The sequence below is a fragment of the Dactylosporangium thailandense genome, from assembly GCF_059739745.1.
Map to the genome: position 1 here is coordinate 8,691,473 of NZ_AP029195.1, position 21,717 is coordinate 8,713,189.

Below are 21,717 nucleotides of genomic sequence, written 5' to 3' on the forward strand. Positions count from 1 at the left end.
GGGAGAAATCGTGAACGCCGAACGAAGCGTGGGCCGCCGGAAGTCGATCGTGACCGTTTCGAGGTTTTCCAACGGAAAGGACCGCTGCTCGGCAATTGACGGCCGACAAACGCCACTGACCTGCGGTTTCGGCCTCACGAAATGCTAGTCGAATTGATTGGCCGATCGGTCGATACCGGGTCCTCCTAAATACCGATGGCCACGCGAATGAGCACCTTGCCGATTGCGCCGTTTTCCACCGCGGCGTGCGCCGCCGCCGTCTCGGCGAGCGGATATTCGTGCAGCGGCACGCCGGCCTCGGCGCCGAAGCGCAGGGCGCCGTCGGCCAGGGCCGCGTTCACCGCCGCGGCGCCCTCGGCCAGGGCCGGGCGCGGGACGGTGTAGAGCAGCACGAACTGGTACCGCACGTTGAGCACCATGTGCCGGCGCACGTCCACGGAGAGCGGCCCGCCGGAGCTGTCGTTGGCGTAGACCGCGATCGTCCCGCCGGAGCGCAGCACGGCCAGGTTCAGCTCGGCGTTGTGGGCCGCGGCCACCTCGACGACCACGTCCGCCCCGCCGGGCAGCGCGGCCCGCAGCCGCTCGGCGGCGTCGGCGGCGCGGTAGTCGACCACGTGGTGCGCCCCGGCCCGGCGGGCCAGCTCGGCCTTCTCCGGCGAGCTGACCGTGGCCGCGACATTGGCCCCGGCCCACACCGCGAGCTGGATCGCCGCGTTGCCCACGGCCCCGGCCCCGCCGGCGACGAGGACGTTGCGGCCGGCGAGCGCGCCGGGGGCCAGCCGCGCGGGCGCGCCCTCGTGCACGGTGAGCGCCCGGTGCGCGGTCATCGCGGGCACGCCCAGGCTCGCCCCGGCCTCGAACGACGCCGCATCCGGCAGCGGTACCACCCGATCGGCCGGCACCACCGTGAACTCCTGCGCGGTCCCGCTCCCCGGCCGCTGGTAGGCCGCCATGACCAGCCACACGCGGTCGCCCACGGCGAACCCGCTCACCCCGGGCCCGACGGCGTCGATCACCCCGGCGCCGTCCTGGTTGGGCACCTGGCCCTCGGCGGCGACGGGCGCCATGGCGGTGGCGCCGGTGCGGGTCTTCCAGTCGGTCGGGTTGACCCCGGAGACGGCCACGCGGACGCGCACCTCACCCGGCCCCGGCTCCACGAGCTCCCGCTCGGTCACGTTGAGCACCGAGGCCTCACCGAACTCGGTGTACACGATCGCCCTGTAGTTCTCGCTCATACCGCTAACGTAGCCGCCACCGCCTTGAGGAACAGGGTGGCGCCGCGGCCGTTGAGGACCCGGTGGTCGTACGCCAGCCCGAGCCGCACGTGCCCGTCCACCCGCGCGGTGAGCGAGACCGCGCACGTGGTGCCGGGCAGCACCAGGGGCACGGCGGCGGTCACGTCGGGGTCGGTGTGCAGGGCCAGCAGGATCGCCGGGTCCGCGAGGTCGGCCGGGCGGAAGGCCCCGCGCAGGGCCGTGGTGCGCAGGGCCATCAGGCGCTCCGCGATGCCGGCGAGCGACAGGCCCGGCACGTCGCGGATGACCGGCACGTGCAGGCCCTGGCCGACGTCGACGGTCACCCCGACGTCCACCCTCGCGGCCCGGCGCACCCGGTCCGGCGGCACGAACGCGGCGAAGCAGTGCGGGTGCTCGGCCGCGACCGCGCCGATCGCGGCGATGGTGAGCTCGGGCAGGCCGATCAGGCGGCGGTACCGCCGCGTGAGCTCCCGCCCGCGCGCGACCGCGGCCTCGACGGGCACACGCACGGCCACGAACGCCTGCGGGATGCTGCGCGCCGACTCGGCCACCACGGCGGCCACGGCCCGCTGCACCGGCGGCAGCCGCTCCTCCCGCGGCGCGCCGGGCGCCGGGGCCAGCTCGTCGAGGTCGGCCACCCGGATCACCCTGCGCCCGAGCGCCTCCACCGCCGCGCGCGAGATCCCCCGCTCGGCCATGGCCCGCAGCGCCGGCTCCGTAATAGTGACATCCGACATTTCCGAAACACCGGAAACAGCGGGCTCCGCCGGAGCGGCCGAGAGGCGCCCGATCACCGAACCGGCCGAGCACACCGCACCGGCCGGGAGCAGCGGCTGCAGATACCCCGAGCCGAGCGCGGGCAGCTCCTCGGCCGCCTTCGACGTCTCCACGGTCGCGACCGGTTCACCCTCACGCACCAGGGTCCCCGGCGGCACGATCCATTCGAGCAGCGTGTATTCGGCGTCGTTGGTGTTGAGCTTCGGCACCCGGATCTCGGTCACGTCAGTGCCGCCAAGGCCGCCACGATCGTCGAAGCCTGCACGAGCACCTCCCGCTCCAGGTGGGCCGCGGTCGGCACCACCGTGTCCGCCGCGTGCAGCACGCGCACGGGCCGCCCGCAGTCCCGCAGCCGGTAGGCGACCTCGGTGCCCCAGGACGCGCCCGGCGGCCCGTCCTCGACCACGAGGATCTGCCGGGCGGGGTGGCGCAGCACCGGCTCGGGGTCCCACGGGTAGAGCCGTGTGGGCACGTGCAGGGCGCCGCAGCGCTCGTACCGCACCAGCAGCGCCTCCATCGCCTCCATCGCGCGGTGCGCGAGCCCGCCGGGCGCCACGATCAGGAAGTCGTCGCCGGGCGCGCCGTCCACGACGATCGTGTCCCCCTCGGCGCGGAACAGCGGCGGCAGGCCGATCGGCCGGCCGTACAACACCTTGTCCTCGAACAGCACCGAGGGGCGTCCGGAGGCGAGCATCGCGCGCAGCATCGGCAACGGCTCCGTGAACGGGCTCAGCTCGTGCACGTCGAGGCCGGGCACGCCCAGGAAGTGCTTCTGCGGGCTCTGGCTGTGCGTCGGCCCGTAGCCGCGGTTGCCCCCGGCCGGGCAGCGCACGATCAGCGGCATCGGCACCGGCCGGCCGAACATCGCCGTCGACTTGGCCGCGACGTTCACGATCTGGTCGAAGGCGAGCAGCGCGAAGTCGGCGAACATGATCTCGACGATCGCCTTGTCCCCGGCCAGGGCCAGCCCGTTGGCGACGCCGACGATCGCCGACTCGCTGATCGGGGTGCCGAGCACGCGGTCCGGGAAGCGGGTGGACAGGCCCCTCGTGACCTTGAAGGCGCCGCCGTACGGGTCGGTGATGTCCTCGCCCAGCAGGTACACCGACGGGTCCCCGGCCAGCAGCTCCCCCAGCGCCGCGTTGAGGCGCTCGGCGACCCGCGTCACCGGGACTCCCAGACCGAGGGCGGGCGGGCGGTCACGTCGGCGACCACGGCCGCGACCCGCGCGCGCTGCTCGGCGTCCGGCGCGGTGCCGGCGTGGCGGGCGTACCAGTCCGGCAGCGCGGCCACCTCGGCGGCCGGCCGCGTGTCGTCGCCCTTGCTGTGCGGGCCGAGCCGGTGCACGGCGAACTCGACGACCAGCGGCCCGGCGCCGTCGCGCACGTGCTTGAGCGGCTCCTCCAGCATCGCCCGCATCGCGCCGACGTCGTCGCCGAGCTCGGCCGCGGGCACGTGCAGGTGCTCGACGCCGAACGCGGCCGCCCGCGCGGCGATGGTGCCGGCCATCGCGGCCGCCGCCGGGGTGCTCTGCGCGATGCCGTTGTGCTCGACCGCGACCAGCAGCGGCAGGCGCCACAGGGCGGCGAGGTTCAGCGTCTCGTAGACGGCGCCCTCGCCCCACGTACCGTCGCCGATGAACGCGCAGGCGAGCCGTCCGGGCTCGGTCCGCGCGAGGTGCAGCGCGGCCCCGGCGGCCAGCGGCAGGCTCTCGCCCTGCACACCGGTGGACAGGTAGCGGTCGCGCCGCAGGTGCTGGCTGCCGCCGACGCCGTGACAGACCGCCCCCTCCCGCCCCATGATCTCGGCGAGCAGGCCGGCCGGGTCGTCGAAGCGGGCCAGGTAGTGCCCGTGACCGCGGTGGTTGCCGAACACGAAGTCCTCGGGGTCCAGCAGCGGCATCAGCGCGACCGGCACCGCCTCCTGGCCGAGGCAGGTGTGGGTGGTGCCGTGCAGCAGCCCGCGGGCGAACAGCTCCAGCAGCGCGGTCTCGAAGTGCCGGATGAGCAGCAGCATCCGCAGGTCCGCGCTCACAGGTTCACCAGGTACTTCTCGAGCGCTCCCGGGTCGAGTCCCTCGACGAAGGCCGAGGCGGCCGCCTGGCCCGGGATGGAGTACCGGGCGCAGTCGTCCAGGGCGGCCAGCCAGGGCTCGATGTTCTGCGGGGGCACGACCGGGCGCGGGTACGGCTCGCCGGCCCGCTGCGGCTCGTACTCCGTGATGGGGTCGACCGGCAGCAGGTAGGGCACCCCGAGCTTGGCCTCGCGCAGCCCGCCGACGTCCGAGGCGAGCACCGGCACCCCGTGCAGCATCGCCTCCACCGCCGTGTACCCGAACGTCTCGTCCCACAGCGACGGCATCAGCAGCGCTCGGCTGCCCCGCAGCACGTCGGCGATGTCGGGGGTGGCCGGCACGACCTCGATGTTGGGCCGGGCCGCGAGCTCGGCGAGCTCCCCGTCGGTGCTGCCCCACGTGCGCACGGCCCGGAATCGCAGGGCAGGGCGGGCGTCGGCCAGGCCGAGCAGGATGGGCAGCCCCTTGAAGCCGCACGGGTTGACCATGGTGACGCAACCGGAGGCGTCGAACGCCGGGGGACCCTGGTGGTAGACGTGCGGGTGCAGCACGGTCGAGGAGAGCCCGCCGTGCTCGAGCACGTAGTCGTGCGCGGCCCGGCTCACCGACAGGATCCCGCGGGCCCGGGCGACCATCCGGCGGCCGGAGTCGCTCGGGTAGAACGCGCGCGGCCCGAACGGCAGCTGCTGGAGGGTGTGCACGAGGTACACGACCCGGTCCGGGGTGGCCCGCAGCGCGGTGCCGAGCACCATGAGGCCGGGGTCGTCCGACGGCACCAGCGTCCAGTCCGGCTCCTCGGCCGCGGCGACCTCGCGCAGCAGCCTCGGCAGGCGGGGACCGTCGGCCGCGAACACCTCGACGCCCGCGATGGTGCGCACGCCGGGGGTACCGCGGGTGACGGCCACGCACCGGTGCCCCCGGGCCGCCAGCTCCTGCAGCAGCAGCCGGTTCGACTTCGTGGCCCCGCCGTGCCCGGGCAGCCACGGCATGTTCTGCGCGAGCAGCACCCGCATCGCTACTCGGCCCGGCTCAGCAGCTCGGCCACCTCGGCCTCGGACAGCCCGTCCAGCTCGGCGAGCGCGGCCCGGGTGATCGCCCGGGCGGCCGCCGCGACCGTCAGGTCCTCCTCGAACAGCTCGTCGACGGCGAGCTCCAGGCCCATCTCGGCCTGGACCCGGGCCAGGAACCCGACCAGCACCAGCGACTCGCCGCCGAGGTCGAAGAAGTCGTCCTCGGCCGACGTGGGCTTGAGCCCCAGCTCGGTCCAGATCCGCGCGACCGCGGTCTCCTCGGGAGTCATCGCCTACGCTCCCCGCGAGCCGGCCGGCCGCATGTCGGTCCAGACGCGGTCGATGTGGTCGAGGCACTCCTGCTTCGGCCCCCGCACCCCCTCGGCGTGCCAGCCGGCGGGCAGCGGGTCACCGGCGGGCCAGATCGAGTACTGCTCCTCGTCGTTGCGCACGACGACGTAGTCATCCATGGGCCTGCTCCTTGCGGCGTTGGCGAACCTGAGCCCCGATGAGGTCATCCGGGGCCGCGTCGGGCACCCGCTCGTCGAAGCGGGCGAGGCTCGGCAGCCGCAGCGAGACCAGCACCTGCGCCACCATCACGGCGGCCAGGAGCAGGAACAGCAGCGCGGTGCCGCGGCCCGGTCCGGTGCCGATCAGCGCGCCCAGGCTGCCGGCCAGGGCGCCGTGCGGGGCCAGGAGCGGGTCGAGCAGCCGGCTGCCGAGCGGCGCCACGACCGCGTAGCCGATCGGGATGGTGGAGAAGGCGATGACGGTGTTCACCGCGAAGACCCGGCCGTGGAAGCGCTGCGGCACCTTCACCTGGACGATCGTCGTGTAGACGCCGTTGGCCAGGGTCAGCCCGAGCGACATGCCCAGCGCGCCGGCGGCCACGAGCAGCTCGCTGGGGCGCAGGCCGGGCAGGGCGCTGCTCAGCGCGAGGCCGAGGACGACCAGCAGCATGCCGCGCACCCGGTGCCGCCGCGGCCCGCCCCAGAAGCTCATGAGCAGCCCGCCCGCGACCGCGCCGAGCCCGCCCGCCATGCTCACCCGGGCCACCGCGCCGAGGTCGGCGAACGAGAGCACCAGCGGCGACAGCAGCAGGAACAGCGGGGTCATGAACAGGTTCAGCACCGCGAAGAACACGAGCACCGGCCGCAGGCTCCCGGCGCCGAGGGCGTAGCGCCACCCGCCGACGACCTCCTGCCAGAACGTCTCCCGGCGCGCCCAGGCGAGCGTGCGCGGGAACCGCACGGCGAGGGTGACGCCGACCGCGACGACGTAGCTGACCACGTCGAGCACGAGCACCCCGCGCAGCCCGACGGTGGCCATGAGCCCGGCGGCGACCAGCGGGACGAGGAACTGCCCGGCGCCGAAGCTGAGCTGGACCATGCCGTTGGCGTGGCCGAGGTACCGCTTGGGCACGAGCTGCGGCACCGCGGAGGAGAACGCCAGCCGCTGGAACGTCAGCGCCACCGACAGCACCACGAGCAGCCCGTAGACGTGGGAGACCCGCAGGGTGCCGGTGAGCGCCAGGGCGAGCAGCGCGGCCTGGCTGGCCCCGGCGGCGAGGTCGCCGCCCAGCATCACCTTGCGCCGGTCGAAGCGGTCGACGACGGCTCCGGCGAAGGGCGCGACGAGCATGCCGGGCACCAGGCCCAGCACCGCGAAGACCGCGAAGCGCACCAGCGAGCCGGTCTGCAGGTAGATCCAGAGCGGGATGGCGAACTCGGTGAGCGCCGAGCCGACGATCGACACGAGCTGCCCGGTGGCGACCGCCATGAACCGGCCCAGGCTGGGTTCGGGGCCCTCAGGGCCATCAGGGCCGTCCGCGCGCCGCACCGTGGACGAGCGGGCGGCCACCTCCCAGCCGCCGTCCGGGTCCCGCAGACGCTCGTCGGTGCCGTGTACCTCGGTGACGATGTGCGCGAGCTCCCCGGCGCGGTACTTCAGGAAGAAGTGCCCCGCCTCGTCCAGCACCACCAGCGCGGTCGTCCCGGTGAGGAAGTGCCACTCGCGGTAGCGCTCGCGGTAGAACTCGGTCTGCGTGTCCTGGCTGCCGACGACGGAGACGATCGGCGCCTTGAGAGCAGCGGGATGCTCGGCGAACAGGCCGGTGAAGTACTCCTCGGCCAGCCGCGTGTGCTCGCGCATGTTGCGGATGATGAGGTCGGCCTCGTCCCGGTCGAACTCGGCCATCTCGACGCCCATCGAGCGCAGCCAGTTCTCGTAGACCCGGTTGGACAGCAGCGCCTCGCGCCCGGCCAGCTTGGCCAGCAGCCCGCTGAACCGGCCGGTGGGGCGCGCGAACGGGAACACCGCGCCGATGTAGACGGCCTCGACGGTGCGCCCGGCCGCCTCGAGCCGCCGGGCCAGCTCGACGGCGACGGAGGAGCCCACGCCGCAGTGGCCGTAGACGACGAGCGGTCCTTCGACGCGCTCCAGCACCTCGGCGGTGAGCCGGGCGGCGAGCTCGTCGAAGGGCAGCGCCTCCTCGCGCACGCCGATGTCCTGGCCGGGGATGGCGACCGCGTGCAGCGACCACCCGGCCGGGAGCGCGTCGGCGAGCGGCTGGTAGACGACCGCGCTGCCGCCGCCGTAGGGCACCGCCACGATCGAGGCCAGCCGCTGCCCGGGCGGCACGGGCCGGGTCAGCTCGTGCAGCAGCCGCCGCGGCCCCCGGTCCGGCTCGGACAGCAGCCGGGCCAGCTCGCGGACCGTCTTGTACTGGAACACGTCGAGCACCGAGACCCCGCCGCCGGCCTTGCGCAGCCGGGCGACGACCTGGGTGGCGACGAGCGAATGGCCGCCGAGGTCGAAGAAGTCGTCGTCGGCGCCGACCTTCTCGACGCCGAGCAGCTCCTGCCAGATGCCGGCGACGAGCCGCTCGGCGTCGGTCGACGGCTCGGCGAAGGCGACCGCGGCGCTGCGGGTGACCGTCGGGGCGGGCAGGGCGCGCCGGTCCAGCTTGCCGTTCGGGGTGAGCGGCAGCGCGTCGAGCCGGACGAACGCGGCCGGCACCATGTAGTCGGGCAGGCTGCGTTTCAGGGCCGGCCGCACATCGTCGTCCGAACCGACCACGTAGGCGACCAGGCGCTCGTCGCGCACGACCACGGCCGCGTCCTCGACGCCCGGCCGGGCCCGGATCGCGGTCTCGATCTCGCCGAGCTCGATGCGCAGGCCGCGCAGCTTGACCTGGGTGTCGAGGCGGCCGAGGAAGTCGATGGTGCCGTCGGGCAGGCGGCGGGCGGCGTCGCCGGTGGCGTACATCCGGCTGCCGGGCGGGCCGTAGGGGTCCGGGCGGAACTTCTCGGCGGTGAGGGCCGGGCGGCCGAGGTACCCGGTGGCCAGCTGCACCCCAGCGATGTAGAGCTGCCCGGGCACCCCGACGGGTGCGGGCCGCAGCCGCTCGTCGAGCACGTAGAGCGCGACGTTCTGGACCGCGGCGCCGATCGGGACCCGGGCCCGGCCGGCCAGGGCGTCGCCGTCGCAGCGCCAGGCCGAGACGTCGATCGCGGCCTCGGTCGGGCCGTAGAGGTTGTGCAGCTCGGCCGGGAGCGTGGCCACGCAGCGGCGGGCGAGGTCGGCCGGGAGCGCCTCCCCGCTGCAGACGATCGTGCGCAGCGAGGTGCACGCCGCCACGCCCTCGGTCGCCAGGAAGACGGCGAGCATCGAGGGCACGAAGTGCAGGGTGGTGACCTGCTCGGCGCGGATGAGGTCGCGCAGGTACTCGGCGTCGCGGTGCCCGCCCGGCTCGGCCAGGACCAGGCGGGCGCCGGTCATGAGCGGCCAGAAGAACTCCCACACCGAGACGTCGAAGCCGGCCGGGGTCTTCTGCAGCACCGCGTCGCCGGGGCCGATCCCGAAGCGGCGCTGCATCCAGTCGAGGCGGTTGAGCAGGCCGCGATGGGTGTTCGGCACGCCCTTGGGCCGCCCGGTGGAGCCCGAGGTGTAGATGACGTAGGCGATGTCGCCGGGCCCGGGCCCTTCGAGAGGCGATCCGCCGCCGGCCAGGGCCGCGTCGAGGTCGAGCGCGGCGCAGTCCTCGCGCATGAACGCGAGGCGCTCGGCCGGGTACTCGGGGTCGAGCGGCACGTAGGCGGCCCCGGCCCGCAGCACCGCGAGCAGCGCGACGACCAGCTCGAACGACCGGTCCATGGAGACCGCCACGAGCGCACCGCGCGGGATGCGGGCAGCGAGGCGGGCCGAGTGCTCGTCGAGCTCCCCGTAGGTCATGTGCCGGCCCGCGAACGTGAGCGCGACGGCGTCCGGCTGCGCCGCCATCCGCGCCTCGATCAGAGCCGGCACCGTCGTCTCGGGCAGCTCGACCGGCTCCGGCGCCGGCAGCACGACCGCGCGCTCGTCCGGCTCCAGCAGGTCCACATCGGACAGTCGCCGGTGCGGGTCCGCGGCCACCTCGGCGAGGAAGCGGCGGAAGTGCCCGGCGAAGCGGACCGCGGTGTCGTGCGAGAACAGGTCCGTGTTGTAGACGACCGTGGCCCACAGCTCGCCGGGGGCCTCCTTCACGTACAGCTCGAGCTCGAAGCGCGTCGCGGACACCGGCGCGGGCCAGTGCCCGAGGGTGAGCCCGCCCCAGTCCCGCCCGTCGTACTCGTCGTAGTTCTGCAGCGCGAACAGCGCCTGGAAGATCGGCGAGCGCCGCACGTCCCGCGGGAGGTTGAGCTCCTGCACCAGCTGCTCGAAGGGCAGATCCTGGTGGGCGTACGCGTCCAGGCACCCCTCCTTCACCCGCCCGAGCAGCTCGGCGAAGGTCGGGTCGCCGGACAGCGGCGCGCGGACCGCCACCGTGTTGACGAACATGCCGATGAGCCGCTCCAGCTCGGGCGGCTGCCGCCCGGCCACCGGCGAGCCGACGGCGAAGTCGGTCTGCCCGCTGAGCCGGCCGAGCACCGCCTGGAACGCGGCCAGCAGCGTCATGTGCAGCGTGACCCCGTGGTCGCGGGACAGCGCCGGCAGCTCGTCGCGCAGGCCGAGCGGGAAGCTGTGCTCGGCCCCGGTGAACGTCTGCCGGGCCGGGCGCGGGTGGTCGGTCGGCAGGTCCAGCGGCTCGACGCCGGCCAGGCCGTCCCGCCAGAACGCCACGCTCGCCGCGAAGCCCGTGTTCGCGCGCTGCCAGGCGGCGTAGTCGCGGTAGCGGACCGGCAGCTCGGGCGGGGTGCCGCCGCGGTAGTGCGCCGCGACCTCGCTCGCGAACAGGTCCATCGACCAGCCGTCGGTGACGATGTGGTGCACCGCGATGGCGAGCAGGTGGTCGTCCTGCGCCACCTTGACGAGGGCCGGGCGCAGCAGCCCCCCGGCCGCGAGGTCGAACGGCTCCGCCAGGTGCGCCTCCAGCGCCTCCAAGGGCAGCAGCGGCAGTGGTACCGGTGCGGCCTCGTCGATGCGAAGCCGCGGCCTTCCGTCCCCGCCGTCCACGAACCGGCTGCGCAGCGGCTCGTGCCGGGCCACCACGGCCGAGATCGCGGCGGCGAGCCGGTCCGCGTCGAGGTCGCCGAGCAGGCGCAGCACGATCGGGATCACGGCCGCGGTGTTGCCCGGGGCGAGCTGCTCCAGGAACCAGAAGCGCTCCTGCGCGAAGGACAGCGGCGGCGGCGCGTCATCCGGCAGGGCGGGGATCGTCCGGGTGGACCGGCCCCGGAGCCGCTGCTCCAGCAGTGCCCGCTTGGTGGGTGTCAGCGTCATCCGGACTCCCCCAGCAGCCGCTCCGCCTCGTCGTCGGACAGCTCGTTCAGATCGGCCACGATCAGCTCCTCCACGGCGACGGCCAGGTCGGCGAGGACCGGGTGGGCGAACATGGTCCGCAGCGGCACGGTGGTGCCCGTCGCCGCCCGCAGCCGCCCGGCCACCTTCATCGCCAGCAGCGAGTGCCCGCCGGCGGCGAAGAAGTCGTCGTGCACGCCGACCCGCTCCAGGCCCAGCACCTCCCGCCACACCCCGGCGACCAGCTCCTCGGCCGCGTCGCGGGGCGGGACGAAGGCGGCCGGGCCCGGCTTGGCGACGGCCCGCGGCGCGCGGACCGACCGCCGCAGGGCCGCGCGGGCCTCGGCGTCGCCCCCGGCGTCGACCGTCGACAGTGGACTGTCCGGGTTGGACAGCAGCGCGGTGGCCAGGGCCTCGAAGCGGTGCGCGAGCGCCTCGGCGGTGGCCCGGTCGAACAGGTCGGTGCGGTAGCCGAACACCAGCCGCAGCCCGTCGGCGGTGCGCCAGACGTCGAGGCTCAGCTCGTACTTCACCTGCCGCCCGCCCGGGTCGTGGAAGGCCGCGTCGACCCCGGGCAGCACGTCGGTGCCGGCCGCCTCCTCGGTGTGGAAGGTGAACATGGTCTGGAACAGCGGGGTGCGGTTGAGCCGCCGGGGCACGTCGACGGCGGCGAGGAGCCGGTCGAAGGGCGCGTCCTGGTGCGCGTACGCGGCCAGCGCGGTGTCCCGGGTGCGGCCGAGCAGCTCCCGGAAGGTCGGGTCGCGGGCCAGATCGGCCCGCAGGGCGAGGGTGTTGACGAAGTAGCCGACCAGGTCCGCGACCTCGGCCCGGGGCCGGTTCTCGATCGGGGTGCCGACGCAGAAGTCGTCCTGGCCGGTGAGCCGGGCCAGCAGCACCTCGTAGACCGACAGCAGCACCATGAACGGCGTGCACCGGCCCTCGGCGGCCAGCCGGCGCACCCCGGTGGCGAGGCTCGCGGGCAGGTCGTGCACCAGGAACGCGCCCTCGAAGCCGGTCATCTCCGGGCGGGGCCGGTCCGTGGGCAGGTCGAGGATCGGCACGCCGGTCAGCTGCCCGCGCCAGTAGTCGAGCTGGTCGCGCCAGGAGTCGAGCTGGTCGCGGTCCCGCTCGCGCTGCCAGACGGCGAAGTCGCCGTACTGCACCGGCGGCTCCGCGACCGTCTCCCCCGCGTACTCGGCCCGCAGCTCGCGCACCAGCACGCCGAGCGAGCGCCCGTCCCCGGCGATGTGGTGCACCACCAGGGCCAGCACGTGGTCGTCTTCCGCATCGGTCACCAGCCCGGCCCGCAGCAGCAGCCCGGACTCCAGGTCGAACGGGCGGTTGGTCCAAGCCGGGACATCAGCCGAGACGTTGTCGCCGCGTTCCAGCGTCAGGCGCGCGTCGGTGACCTCCTGCAACGGCTCGTCTTCCGTGGGGATGAACCGCGTGCGCAGCGACTCGTGCCGGGCCACGACCGCGTTGAGCGCGGCCTCCAGCCGGTCGGCGTCGAGCGGGCCGCGCAGCCGGTAGGCGACGGCGATGTTGTACGAGGCGTCCTCGGGGTCGAGCTGGTGCAGGAACCACAGGCGCTGCTGGCCGTAGGAGAGCGGGCCCCGGCGCAGGCCGCGGCGGACCACCGGCGCCTCCTGGCGGTGCCGGTCCACGGCGGCGGCGAGCCCGGCGACCGTCGGGTCGAGGAACAGCGCCCGCACCGGGACGTCCCGCCCGGTGGCCGCGCAGAGCCGGGCGACCGCGGCGATGGCCAGCAGCGAGTGGCCGCCGAGGGCGAAGAAGTCGTCGTGCGCGCCGACCCGCTCGACGCCGAGCACGCCGGCCCAGATCTGGGCGACCAGGTCCTCGGCCGGGGTGCGCGGGGCCACGTAGCCGCCGGCGGCCGCGACCGGGGCCGGCAGCGCGGCCCGGTCGACCTTGCCGTTGACGGTGAGCGGGACGCGGTCGAGCACCGTGCAGTGGGCCGGCACGAGGAAGGCGGGGAGCCGCTCGGCGAGCGCCCGGCGCAGCGCGTCCGGGTCGAGGCCGTCGCCGGCCGCGTAGGCGGCCAGCGCGCCGTCGCGCACGACCACCGCGGCCTGGGCGACGCCCGGCAGGCCGCCGAGCACCGTCTCCACCTCGCCCGGCTCGACGCGGTAGCCGCGGATCTTCACCTGGTCGTCGAGGCGGCCCAGGAACTCGAGGCGGCCGTCGGGGCGCCAGCGGGCCCGGTCGCCGGTGCGGTAGAGGCGGGCCCCGGGCGGGCCGTAGGGGTCGGGGCGGAAGCGGTCGGCGGTGAGCCCGGGGCGGCCGAGGTAGCCGCGGGCCACCCCGTCGCCGGCGACGCACAGCTCGCCGGGGACGCCGGTCGGGGTGAGGCGCAGGTGCTCGTCGACGACGTAGACGCGGGTGTCCGCGATCGGGGTGCCGATGGAGGTCTCGGCCGGGCCGAGCGCGCCGGTCGTGGCGATGACCGTGGTCTCGGTCGGGCCGTAGGTGTTGAGGACCTCGACGCGGTCGCCCACCTCGGCGTACCAGGCGGCGAGGCGGTCGGCGCGGACCGTGTCGGCGCCGAGGATGAGCAGGCGCAGCGACTCGGGCCACCGCACGGTCCCGACGAGCTCGTGCCAGTAGGGGGTGGGCAGGTCGAGCACCGTGACGGGCTCGCGGGCGAGCAGGTCCGGAAGGTCCTCGTCGGGCGGCAGCAGCACCAGGCGGGCGCCCGCCGCCAGCGTCGGCCACACCTCCTCGACGTGCGTGTCGAAGCTGACGGTGGCGAACTGCGCGACGACGTCGCCGGGTTTGAGGTCGTACCGCCGCCGCATCCAGCCGACCCGCGCGCGCAACGCGTCTCGGGTGACCCCGACGCCCTTGGGGGTGCCCGTCGAGCCGGAAGTGTAGATGACGTAGGCCAGGCTCCGCGGGTCCACAGTGGACTCGTACGGCTCCGCCTGCTCCACGCTCGTCACCGTGAGCGCGCAGCCCTCGGCGAGCAGTTCGCGGCGGGCGGCCGGATAGCGCGGGTCGATCGGGACGTAGGCCGCGCCCGCCTTCAGCACCGCGAGCAGGGTGACGATGAGGTCGATCGAGCGCGGCATCAGCACCGCCACGCGGTCGTCGGGGCCTACGCCCCGGTCACGCAGCCAGCCGGCCTGCCGTGCCGCGCGCTCGTGCAGTTCCCCGTAGGTCAGCGTTGCATTTTTGAAACTCAGGGCGATCGCGGCCGGGTCCGGCGCGGGCGGGTCCTGCACCTCGCCGGACGGGCCGGTGCCGAGGGCGATCAGGGCCTCGCGCTCGCCCGGGGCCAGCAGGTCCAGCGTGGACAGCGGGCGGGCGGGATCGGCGGCCGCGGCGGTCAGCAGGCGCTCCAGGCGGGCCAGAAGGCGCTCGGCGGTGGCCGCGTCGAAGAGGTCGGTGCGGTAGTTCAGCGCGAGCTGCACCCCGTCCGGCTCCCGCCAGGCGTCGAGCATCAGGTCGAACTTGGCCTGGGTGAGGCCGTCGTCGACGTGCTCGGCGGCGATCCCGGGCAGCAGGCCGGTGGTCGCGCCCTCCTCGGTGTGCAGGATGAGCATGGTCTGGAACAGCTCGGTGCGCGACGGGTCGCGGGGCAGGCCGAGGTCGGCGGCGAGGCGTTCGAACGGGATCTCGGGATGCGCGTAGGCGCCCAGGGCCACCTCGCGCACGCGGCCGAGCAGCTCGGCGAAGCTCGGGTCGCCGGACACGTCGGTGCGCAGCACGAGGGTGTTGATGAACATGCCGATGAGCCCGGTGAGCTCGGGCCGGGCGCGGTCGGAGACCGAGGTGCCGACGCTGATGTCGGTCTGGCCGGTGTGCCGGGCCAGCAGGGCCTGGTAGCCGGCGAGCAGCACCATGAACGGGGTGCAGCCGTGGACGCCGCCGAGGCGGTCGAGCGCGTCGGCGAGCCCGGCGCCGAGGCGGCGGCGGGCGAAGGCGCCGCGCGAGGTCTGCACGGCCGGGCGGGGCCGGTCGGTGGGCAGGTCGAGGTGCGCCACGCCGGCCAGCCGCCGGGTCCAGTAGGCGAGGTCGCGCTCGTCGCCGCGGGCCCGCTGCCACTCGGCGAAGTCGGTGTAGCGGACGGGCAGCGGCGGCAGCGGCGCCTGGGCGTAGGCCGCGCGCAGCTCCTCGCAGAGGATGCCCAGCGAGCGCCCGTCGCCGGCGATGTGGTGCATCACCAGGCACAGCAATTGCTCGTCTTCCGCATCGGTCACCAGCCCGGCCCGCAGCAGCATGCCCTCGCCGAGGTCGAAGGGGCGGTTCGTCCAGCGGGGGATGTCGTCGAGCGAGCCGCGCTCCAGCACCGGGCGCCGATCGGTGACCACCTGGACCGGCTCGCCGTCGACCTCGAGGAAGCGCGTGCGCAGGGTGTCGTGGCGCTCGGCGAGCAGCTCCAGGGCCGACCGCAGCCGGTCGGCGTCGAGCGGGCCGCGCAGCCGGTAGACGAGCGCCATGTTGTAGGCGGCGTCGTCGGGCTGCAGCACCTGCAGGAACCACAGCCGCAGCTGGGCCGGGGACAGCGGGGCGGGCGCGGCGGGGTCGGGGCGCGGGGTCACCGGCACGTCGCGGGTGTGGTCCGGGGCGTTCACGAGCTCGTCGACGGCGGCGGCGAGCGCGGCCACGGTCGGGTGCGCGAACACGGTCCGCACCGCGACCTCGTAGCCGCACGCGACCGAGAGCCGGGCCGCGACCGTCATCGCCGGCAGGGAGTGCCCGCCGAGCGCGAAGAAGTCCGCGTCCACGCCGATGCCGTCGCGGCCCAGGGCCTCGGCCCAGATGTCGGCGACCAGCCGCTCGGTCTCGGTGCGCGGGGCCGGGCCGGCGGCCGCGACCGGTTCGGGGTCGGGCAGCGCGGCCCGGTCGAGCTTGCCGTTCGGGGTCAGGGGCAGGGCGTCGAGGGTGACGTACACCCGCGGAACCATGTGCCCGGGCAGCTGCTCGGCGAGGTCGTTGCGCTCGGGCGCGCCGACCACGTAGGCGACCAGGCGCTCGTCGCGCACCGCGACCGCGGCCTGCCGCACGCCCGGCAGCGCGGCCAGGTGGGCCTCGATCTCGCCGAGCTCGATGCGGTGCCCGGCCAGCTTGATCTGGTTGTCGGCCCGGCCGAGGAAGCGCAGCTGCCCGTCCGCGCCCCAGCGGGCCAGGTCGCCGGTGCGGTAGAGCCGGTCGCCCGGGGCGCCCCACGGGTCGGGCCGGAACCGGTCGGCGGTCAGGGCCGGGCGGCCGAGGTAGCCCCGGGCCACGCCCAGCCCGCCGATGCACAGCTCGCCGATCGCGCCGGTCGGCAGCTCGTGGCCGTCCTCGTCGCAGATGCGGATGTGGGTGTACGCGATCGGCGCTCCGATCAGCACCTCGTCCGGCGCCTCGGGCACGGGCCACGCGGCCGACCAGATCGTCGTCTCCGTCGGGCCGTAGACGTTGAGCGTCTCGCGGCTCCTGGCCCGCAGCTCCCGCGCCAGGGCGAGCGGCAGCGCCTCCCCGCCGACGAGCGCGACGACGCCCGGCCGGTCGAACCCCGCCGCCAGCAGCAGCCGCCAGCGCGAGGGCGTGGTCTGCACGTGCGTGACCCCGGCGCGGGCGATGAGGGCGTCGAGGCGGTGCCCGTCGCGCTGCGCATCGGCGTCGGCGAGCACGATCCGGCCGCCGGTGACCAGCGGCAGGAACAGCTCCAGCCCGGCGATGTCGAAGTTGAGGGAGGTGACGGCGAGCCAGCGGTGCTCGGGCCGCGACTCCAGCCGCGCCGCCATGTCGAGGACGAAGTTGGTGAGCGCGTGGTGCTCGACGACCACGCCCTTCGGGCGGCCGGTCGAGCCGGAGGTGTGCAGCACGTACGCCACGCCCGCGCCCGGGTCGCCGGCGCGCGCGTCGGCCAGGATCAGCTCCTGGCGCGCGGGCGGGTAGCCGGGGTCGACGGGCACGTAGGCGGCGCCCGCCCGCCAGACCGCGAGGACCTCCTCGACCAGCTCGGGCGTGCGCTCGAGCGCGATCGGGACGAGTCTTCCGCGAATCCCGGCCGCCCGCTTGTCCACATTGGACATCAGCTCGGCGTAGGTCCGGGTCCGCCCGCCGGCGTCCTCCAGCGCGATCGCGTCCGGCGTGCGGGCGGCCTGGGCGTCGATGAGGTCGAGGACGGTGCGGGGGTCCTTGCGCCAGTACACCGGCCGCGGCGCCTCGGCCGGGCGCCCCTCCGCGAGCCGCCGGACGTGCTCGGCGAAGTGCTCGAGCACCCCCTCCTCCAGGGCCGAATGGCGGAAGGCCAGCTCCGCGCCCCCGTCGGGCCGGGGCGCGGCCTCGAGCACCAGGTCCGGCTCGACGCCGGCGACGTCGTGGTGCCAGACCTCGGCCCGCAGCCCCTGCCACTGCTCCACGGCGTGCGGCTGGTGCAGGTGCAGCGCGACCCGGAACAGCGGGCCGCCGCGCAGCAGGGTCTCGAACGGCACCTCGTGGGCGAGCGCCCCGGCGACCGTGCGGCGCACCCGCTCGGCCACCGCGGCCAGGTCGCGGGCGCCGGTCAGGTCGGTGCGCAGCGGGACCGGGTTCAGGAAGCAGCCGACGACCGGCTCCAGCTCGACGCGGGGCCGGCCGGAGGAGATGGTGCCGATGCTGACGTCGGGGTCGCGGGTGTAGCGGGCCACCGCGTCGCCGAGCGCCGCGAGCAGGGCGGTGAACGGGGTCGCGGCGCGCAGGCGGTGCAGCGAGCCGGGGGCCAGCTCCAGCCGCAGCGCCCGGGTCGGCGCGCCCGGGGCGTGCTCGCGGGCGAAGGGCAGGCGGGTGTCGCCGAGGCCGGCCAGCCGCTCGCGCCAGTAGCGCGCGTGCTCCTCGCGCACCGGGCGGGCGGCGGCCCAGGCGGCGTAGTCGGCGTACTGCAGCGCGGGCGGCGCCCCGAGGTCCTGCCCGGCGTAGGCCCGCGCGACCTCGGCCCGCACCAGGCCGACCGAGTGCTCGTCGAAGGCGATGTGGTGCCCGACGAAGAGCAGCACGTGGTCGTCGGGGGCGGTCTCGACCAGGGTGACCCGGAAGATCGGGCCGGTGGCCAGGTCGAAGCGCTCGCGGACGGCCTCGGCGGCGATCGCGTGCGGGTCGCCGGCGCGCACGTCGAGGCGCACCTCGGTGCGCTCCAGCACCCGCTGGACGGGCTGGTCGCCGGCGAGCTCGTAGACGGTGCGCATGGCCTCGTGCCGGGCCGCGACCGCCACGAACGCGCGGCGCAGCGCGGCCACGTCGAGCCGGCCCCGCAGCCGCAGGCCGAAGGTGGCGGCGGGGACCTCGCCGAGCCGGTCGGCGACCCAGATGCGCCGCTGCGCCGGCGAGCACGGGACGGGCCCGTCGCCGGCCGGCCGGGGCGCGATCGCGTCCGGCGCCCGGCCCGCACCGGCCCGGCGAGCGGCGACCAGCCGGGCGAGCGCGGCGCGGCGATCCGGATCGAGGCGGGCTAAGGCAGGCGTGACCATCAATCGTCCCCCGCGAACATTTTGGGCCGGAATACTCGCATTTGGCGGTGTTGGGAGCGCTTCCAGTTGCCCGCACGCTACGCACGCCGACAGCGCAGCGTCAAGGTCTACGTATTTCGATCTTCGGATTCCGCAGTCTTGAAACGCGGCCGCCGCCGTGGTCATACTCCACCGCCATGGCGGTCTTCCTGCTCGTCGCGCACGGCTCGGCCGGCGACGTCCTGCCGTTCGCGCGCGTCGGCGCCGCGCTGGCCGCGCGCGGCCACGACGTGACGCTTGTGAGCCACGCACCCTTCGCCCGGCACGCGCCCTACGGCTTCGCCGCCATCGACACCGAGGAGCGCTACCGCGAGCAGCAGGCGCACACCCCCGAGCTGCTGGCCGTGCGGCGCCCGGACGACCTGCGCCGCTACTACGAGACGCGGGGCCTCTTCGACGACCTGCGCCGCGAGGTCGAGCTGCTGGCCGAGCGGCACCGGCCCGGCGAGACGGTGCTCGTGGGCCGGCACACCTCGGCGCTGTCGGTGCTGGTCGCCGCGGACCTGCTCGGCGCGCCGGCGGTCTGGGTCGCGGTCGCCCCGGTGCAGCTGATGGTGGCCCCGGTCGCCGCGACGCACGCGCGCAAGGGGCTGGCCGCGGGCGTCGACGCGGTGCGGGCCGGGTTCGGGCTGGCGCCGGTGGCCGACTGGGCCGGGTTCCTGCGGGTGCCGACGCTGGGGCTGTGGCCGGGCTGGTTCGACGCGGCCGGGATGCGGTCGCGGGCGGCGCTGACCGGGTTCGTCTGCGGCGACGAGGACGGCGAGACGGTGGACCTGCCCGGGCGCCCGATCCTCGTGACGGGCGGGACGGGGCAGATGCTGCATCCGCGGTACTACGAGGTCGCCCTCGCCGCGGCCGGGCTGGTCGACCACCCGGTCGTGGTCGTCTCGCCCGAGCGGGTCGGGCGCTTCGCGTGGTACCGCCGCCTGCCCTTCCCCTCGGCGCTGCCCCAGTGCGGCGCGATCCTGCACCACGGCGGGATCGGCACCGCCGTGCGCGCCCTGCTCTCGGGCACGCCGCAGGTGATCCTGGCGCACGGCGCCGACCGGCCGGACGTGGCCCAGCGGCTGGCCCGGCACGATCTGGCCCGCTGGCTGCCGGCCGACGCCTGGACCCCGGAGGCGGCCGCCGACCGGCTGTGGGCGGCCCTCACCGACACCGGCTACGGGGCCCGGGCCGCGGGCTTCACGGAGCCCACGCCGGCCGGCCCGGAGCGGGCCGCCGACCGCCTGGAGGCCATGCTGGCCTGACCCCATCAATCACGCTGCGTCGATGCCTTCGGCACCGCGGACGGTGAAAGTTCCACGGCTGTGGATGCGGCCTCGGCCGCGCGGCGGGCCGAGTTCAGCGCGACCTCGGCCAGCATCCCGGGCGCGGCCACGCTGTCGCCGGCCAGCCACACCCCGCCGCCGCGGCCGATCGCGGGCCGGTCGCGCCAGGTCGAGCCGGGAGGGTCGACCGCGCCGGTGCGCCCGTTCGCGAACGCGTCGCGGCGCCAGGTGACCCGCTCGCGCCAGCCGGGCAGGGCCAGGTCGGCGAGGGCCTCGGCGCGCGCGGTGGCGGCCGGGATCGGCTCGTCCGGGCGGGCCGGCAGCTCCAGCTGCACCAGGGCGTGCCCGGGCGGGGCGAGGCTCGGGTCCGGCAGCGAGTAGCGCTCCACGAACCCGCCCTCGTCGAGGTCCGACACCACGAACGGGTCGCGGCGGTCCGCGCGCAGCCCGAGGTCGACGAGCGCGGCCCGCCCGCTCGGCCAGCGCAGCGAGTCGTCGCCCAGCAGGGCGCGGGCGGCGTCCAGGCCGGTGGCCACGATGACCGGGCCGCCGGGCAGGGCGTCGACCCGCTCGCCGGTGACGATCGTGGCGCCGAGGCCGCGGGCGTGGGCCGCCATCCGCTCGACCATCGCGGACCAGCCGCCGTGGACGTAGCGCACCGCCGGCCAGCCCGGCGCGACGGCCCGCAGCAGGCGCTCCCACACGAACGCGGCCGAGAGGCGGCCCGGGTCGGCGGTGTAGGTGATGACGCCGACCACGCCCGCGGCGGCCCGCGTCGCCTCGGGGCCGAACCGGCGCGTGGCCCAGTCGCCGAAGGACTCGTCCACGGGCGCGGTCAGCCGGCGGTGCGAGACCATGCGCAGCAGCGCGAGGGGCGGGGCCGAGCGGATCCGCCCGTCGCGGCGGAACCGGAACCTCGCGAGCTCGCCCGGCGTGGGCCTGCTGCACGGCTGGACCAGGCGGCGCGCGGCGAGCCAGCGGAAGGGCTCCCCGTCGCTGTAGAGCACGTGGGTCCCGTCGTTGGCGATGTACGGCCCGGGCGTCGAGCGCGCCCGCCCGCCCAGCGACCGGTGGGCCTCGTGCAGCGTGACGGCGAGCCCGCGCTCGGCGCACGCGATGGCGGCGGTCAGCCCGGCCACGCCGCCGCCGACGATGGTGATGGAGTTCCTCATGCGGGTGTGGACGCGGCGCCCCCTGCGGAACGTGACACCCGGGCGAGCTTCTCGGGGTTGGCGACGAGGAACACCGTGCCGACGCGCTCCCCGTCCGGCTCCACGGCGAGGACCAGGATCACGCGCTCCCCCCACCCTTGCCACGATCGCCGGGGCGCCGTTGACGTCCTCGATCGTGATCTCGAACGCGGCCGGGCTGGGCAGGCCGATGGAGACGAGGAAGCGCTGGGCGCCCTCGTCGTTGGAGATCGAGGTGAGGAAGCGCCCGACGCGGTCGGCGCTCTCGATGACCCGCAGCGGCGCCTTGGCCCGCCCGCCGCCGTCGGCGACCAGCCGCACGTCCGCGGCGAGCAGGTCGACGAGGCCGGCCAGGTCGCCGCCGAAGCAGGCGGCGAGGAAGCGTTCGGTGAGCCGTCGCCGCTGCGCCCGATCAGCGCTGTAGCGGGGCCGCGCCTCCCGCACGTGATCGCGGGCCCGCCGGGCGAGCTGCCGGGTCGCGGCCTCGTTCCGCCCGATGATGCCGGCGATCTCGGCGTGCGAGAGGCCGAAGGCCTCGTGGAGCACGAACGCGGCGCGCTCCAGCGGCGACAGCGTCTCCAGCACGACCAGCAGCGCCAGCTCGACACTCTCGGCCAGTTCCGCGCGCCCCTGCGGGTCGGGCTGGGTGCTGACCAGCTCGGGCAGCCAGGGGCCGGGGTAGGCCTCGCGGCGGGCCCGGACCTGGCGCAGCCGGTCGATCGCGAGGCGGGTGGTCACCGTCACGAGAAACGCCTGCGGGCTGCTCACCTCGGACCGGTCGGCCGCGGACCAGCGCAGCCATGCCTCCTGCACGACATCCTCGGCATCCGTGACGGTGCCGAGGATGCGGTAGGCGACGTCGATCAGGCGGCGGCGGTGCGGCGTGAAGTCATCGGGCCCCATGCGTGACAAGACGTCACCGCCGC

At 75.5% G+C, this 21,717-nt stretch carries 11 protein-coding genes; 1 reads left to right on the plus strand and 10 read right to left on the minus strand.

Going from position 1 to position 21,717, the window contains the following annotated elements:
- Nucleotides 1–185 precede the first annotated feature (185 nt).
- From AC6JBM_RS38645 to AC6JBM_RS38685, 9 genes are read right to left on the minus strand one after another with little or no spacing between them, the layout of a single operon-like run.
- Nucleotides 186–1,235: an NADPH:quinone reductase gene (locus AC6JBM_RS38645; protein ID WP_497978825.1), complete on the minus strand. Its 1,050-nt coding sequence runs from the start codon at nt 1,233–1,235 to the stop codon at nt 186–188.
- Nucleotides 1,232–2,257, minus strand: coding sequence for a 2-oxo acid dehydrogenase subunit E2 (locus AC6JBM_RS38650; protein ID WP_497978826.1), 1,026 nt, complete (start codon nt 2,255–2,257; stop codon nt 1,232–1,234). The genes AC6JBM_RS38645 and AC6JBM_RS38650 overlap by 4 nt, the downstream gene beginning before the upstream one ends.
- Nucleotides 2,254–3,201 (minus strand): alpha-ketoacid dehydrogenase subunit beta, encoded by a 948-nt coding sequence (locus AC6JBM_RS38655; RefSeq protein ID WP_497978827.1) that lies wholly within the window; start codon nt 3,199–3,201, stop codon nt 2,254–2,256. Before AC6JBM_RS38655 ends, AC6JBM_RS38650 begins: the two co-directional genes overlap by 4 nt.
- Entirely contained in the window at nt 3,198–4,067 is an 870-nt protein-coding gene (locus tag AC6JBM_RS38660) for a thiamine pyrophosphate-dependent enzyme (RefSeq protein ID WP_497978828.1), read from the minus strand. Before AC6JBM_RS38660 ends, AC6JBM_RS38655 begins: the two co-directional genes overlap by 4 nt.
- Entirely contained in the window at nt 4,064–5,119 is a 1,056-nt protein-coding gene (locus AC6JBM_RS38665; protein ID WP_497978829.1) for a glycosyltransferase family 4 protein, read from the minus strand. The genes AC6JBM_RS38660 and AC6JBM_RS38665 overlap by 4 nt, the downstream gene beginning before the upstream one ends.
- A gap of 2 nt (nt 5,120–5,121) precedes the next feature.
- Nucleotides 5,122–5,406 carry a phosphopantetheine-binding protein gene (locus AC6JBM_RS38670; RefSeq protein WP_497978830.1) on the minus strand — a complete coding sequence of 95 codons (285 nt, stop codon included), beginning with the start codon at nt 5,404–5,406 and terminating at the stop codon, nt 5,122–5,124.
- Nucleotides 5,407–5,409: 3 nt separating this feature from the next.
- Nucleotides 5,410–5,586 (minus strand): MbtH family protein, encoded by a 177-nt coding sequence (locus AC6JBM_RS38675; RefSeq protein WP_497978831.1) that lies wholly within the window; start codon nt 5,584–5,586, stop codon nt 5,410–5,412.
- Nucleotides 5,579–10,816, minus strand: coding sequence for an amino acid adenylation domain-containing protein (locus tag AC6JBM_RS38680; protein WP_497978832.1), 5,238 nt, complete (start codon nt 10,814–10,816; stop codon nt 5,579–5,581). The genes AC6JBM_RS38675 and AC6JBM_RS38680 overlap by 8 nt, the downstream gene beginning before the upstream one ends.
- Complete coding sequence (locus AC6JBM_RS38685; protein WP_497978833.1) at nt 10,813–18,291, minus strand: amino acid adenylation domain-containing protein; 7,479 nt, start codon at nt 18,289–18,291, stop codon at nt 10,813–10,815. The genes AC6JBM_RS38680 and AC6JBM_RS38685 overlap by 4 nt, the downstream gene beginning before the upstream one ends.
- 176 nt (nt 18,292–18,467) lie before the next feature.
- On the opposite strand from AC6JBM_RS38685, the gene AC6JBM_RS38690 reads away from it, so the two are divergent.
- A complete protein-coding gene (locus tag AC6JBM_RS38690) occupies nt 18,468–19,580 on the plus strand; it encodes a glycosyltransferase (RefSeq protein WP_497978834.1) in 1,113 nt (370 codons plus the stop codon).
- A gap of 5 nt (nt 19,581–19,585) precedes the next feature.
- On the opposite strand, the gene sigJ is transcribed toward AC6JBM_RS38690, so the two are convergent.
- Complete coding sequence (sigJ, locus tag AC6JBM_RS38695) at nt 19,586–21,694, minus strand: RNA polymerase sigma factor SigJ (protein WP_497978835.1); 2,109 nt, start codon at nt 21,692–21,694, stop codon at nt 19,586–19,588.
- Nucleotides 21,695–21,717 lie beyond the last annotated feature (23 nt).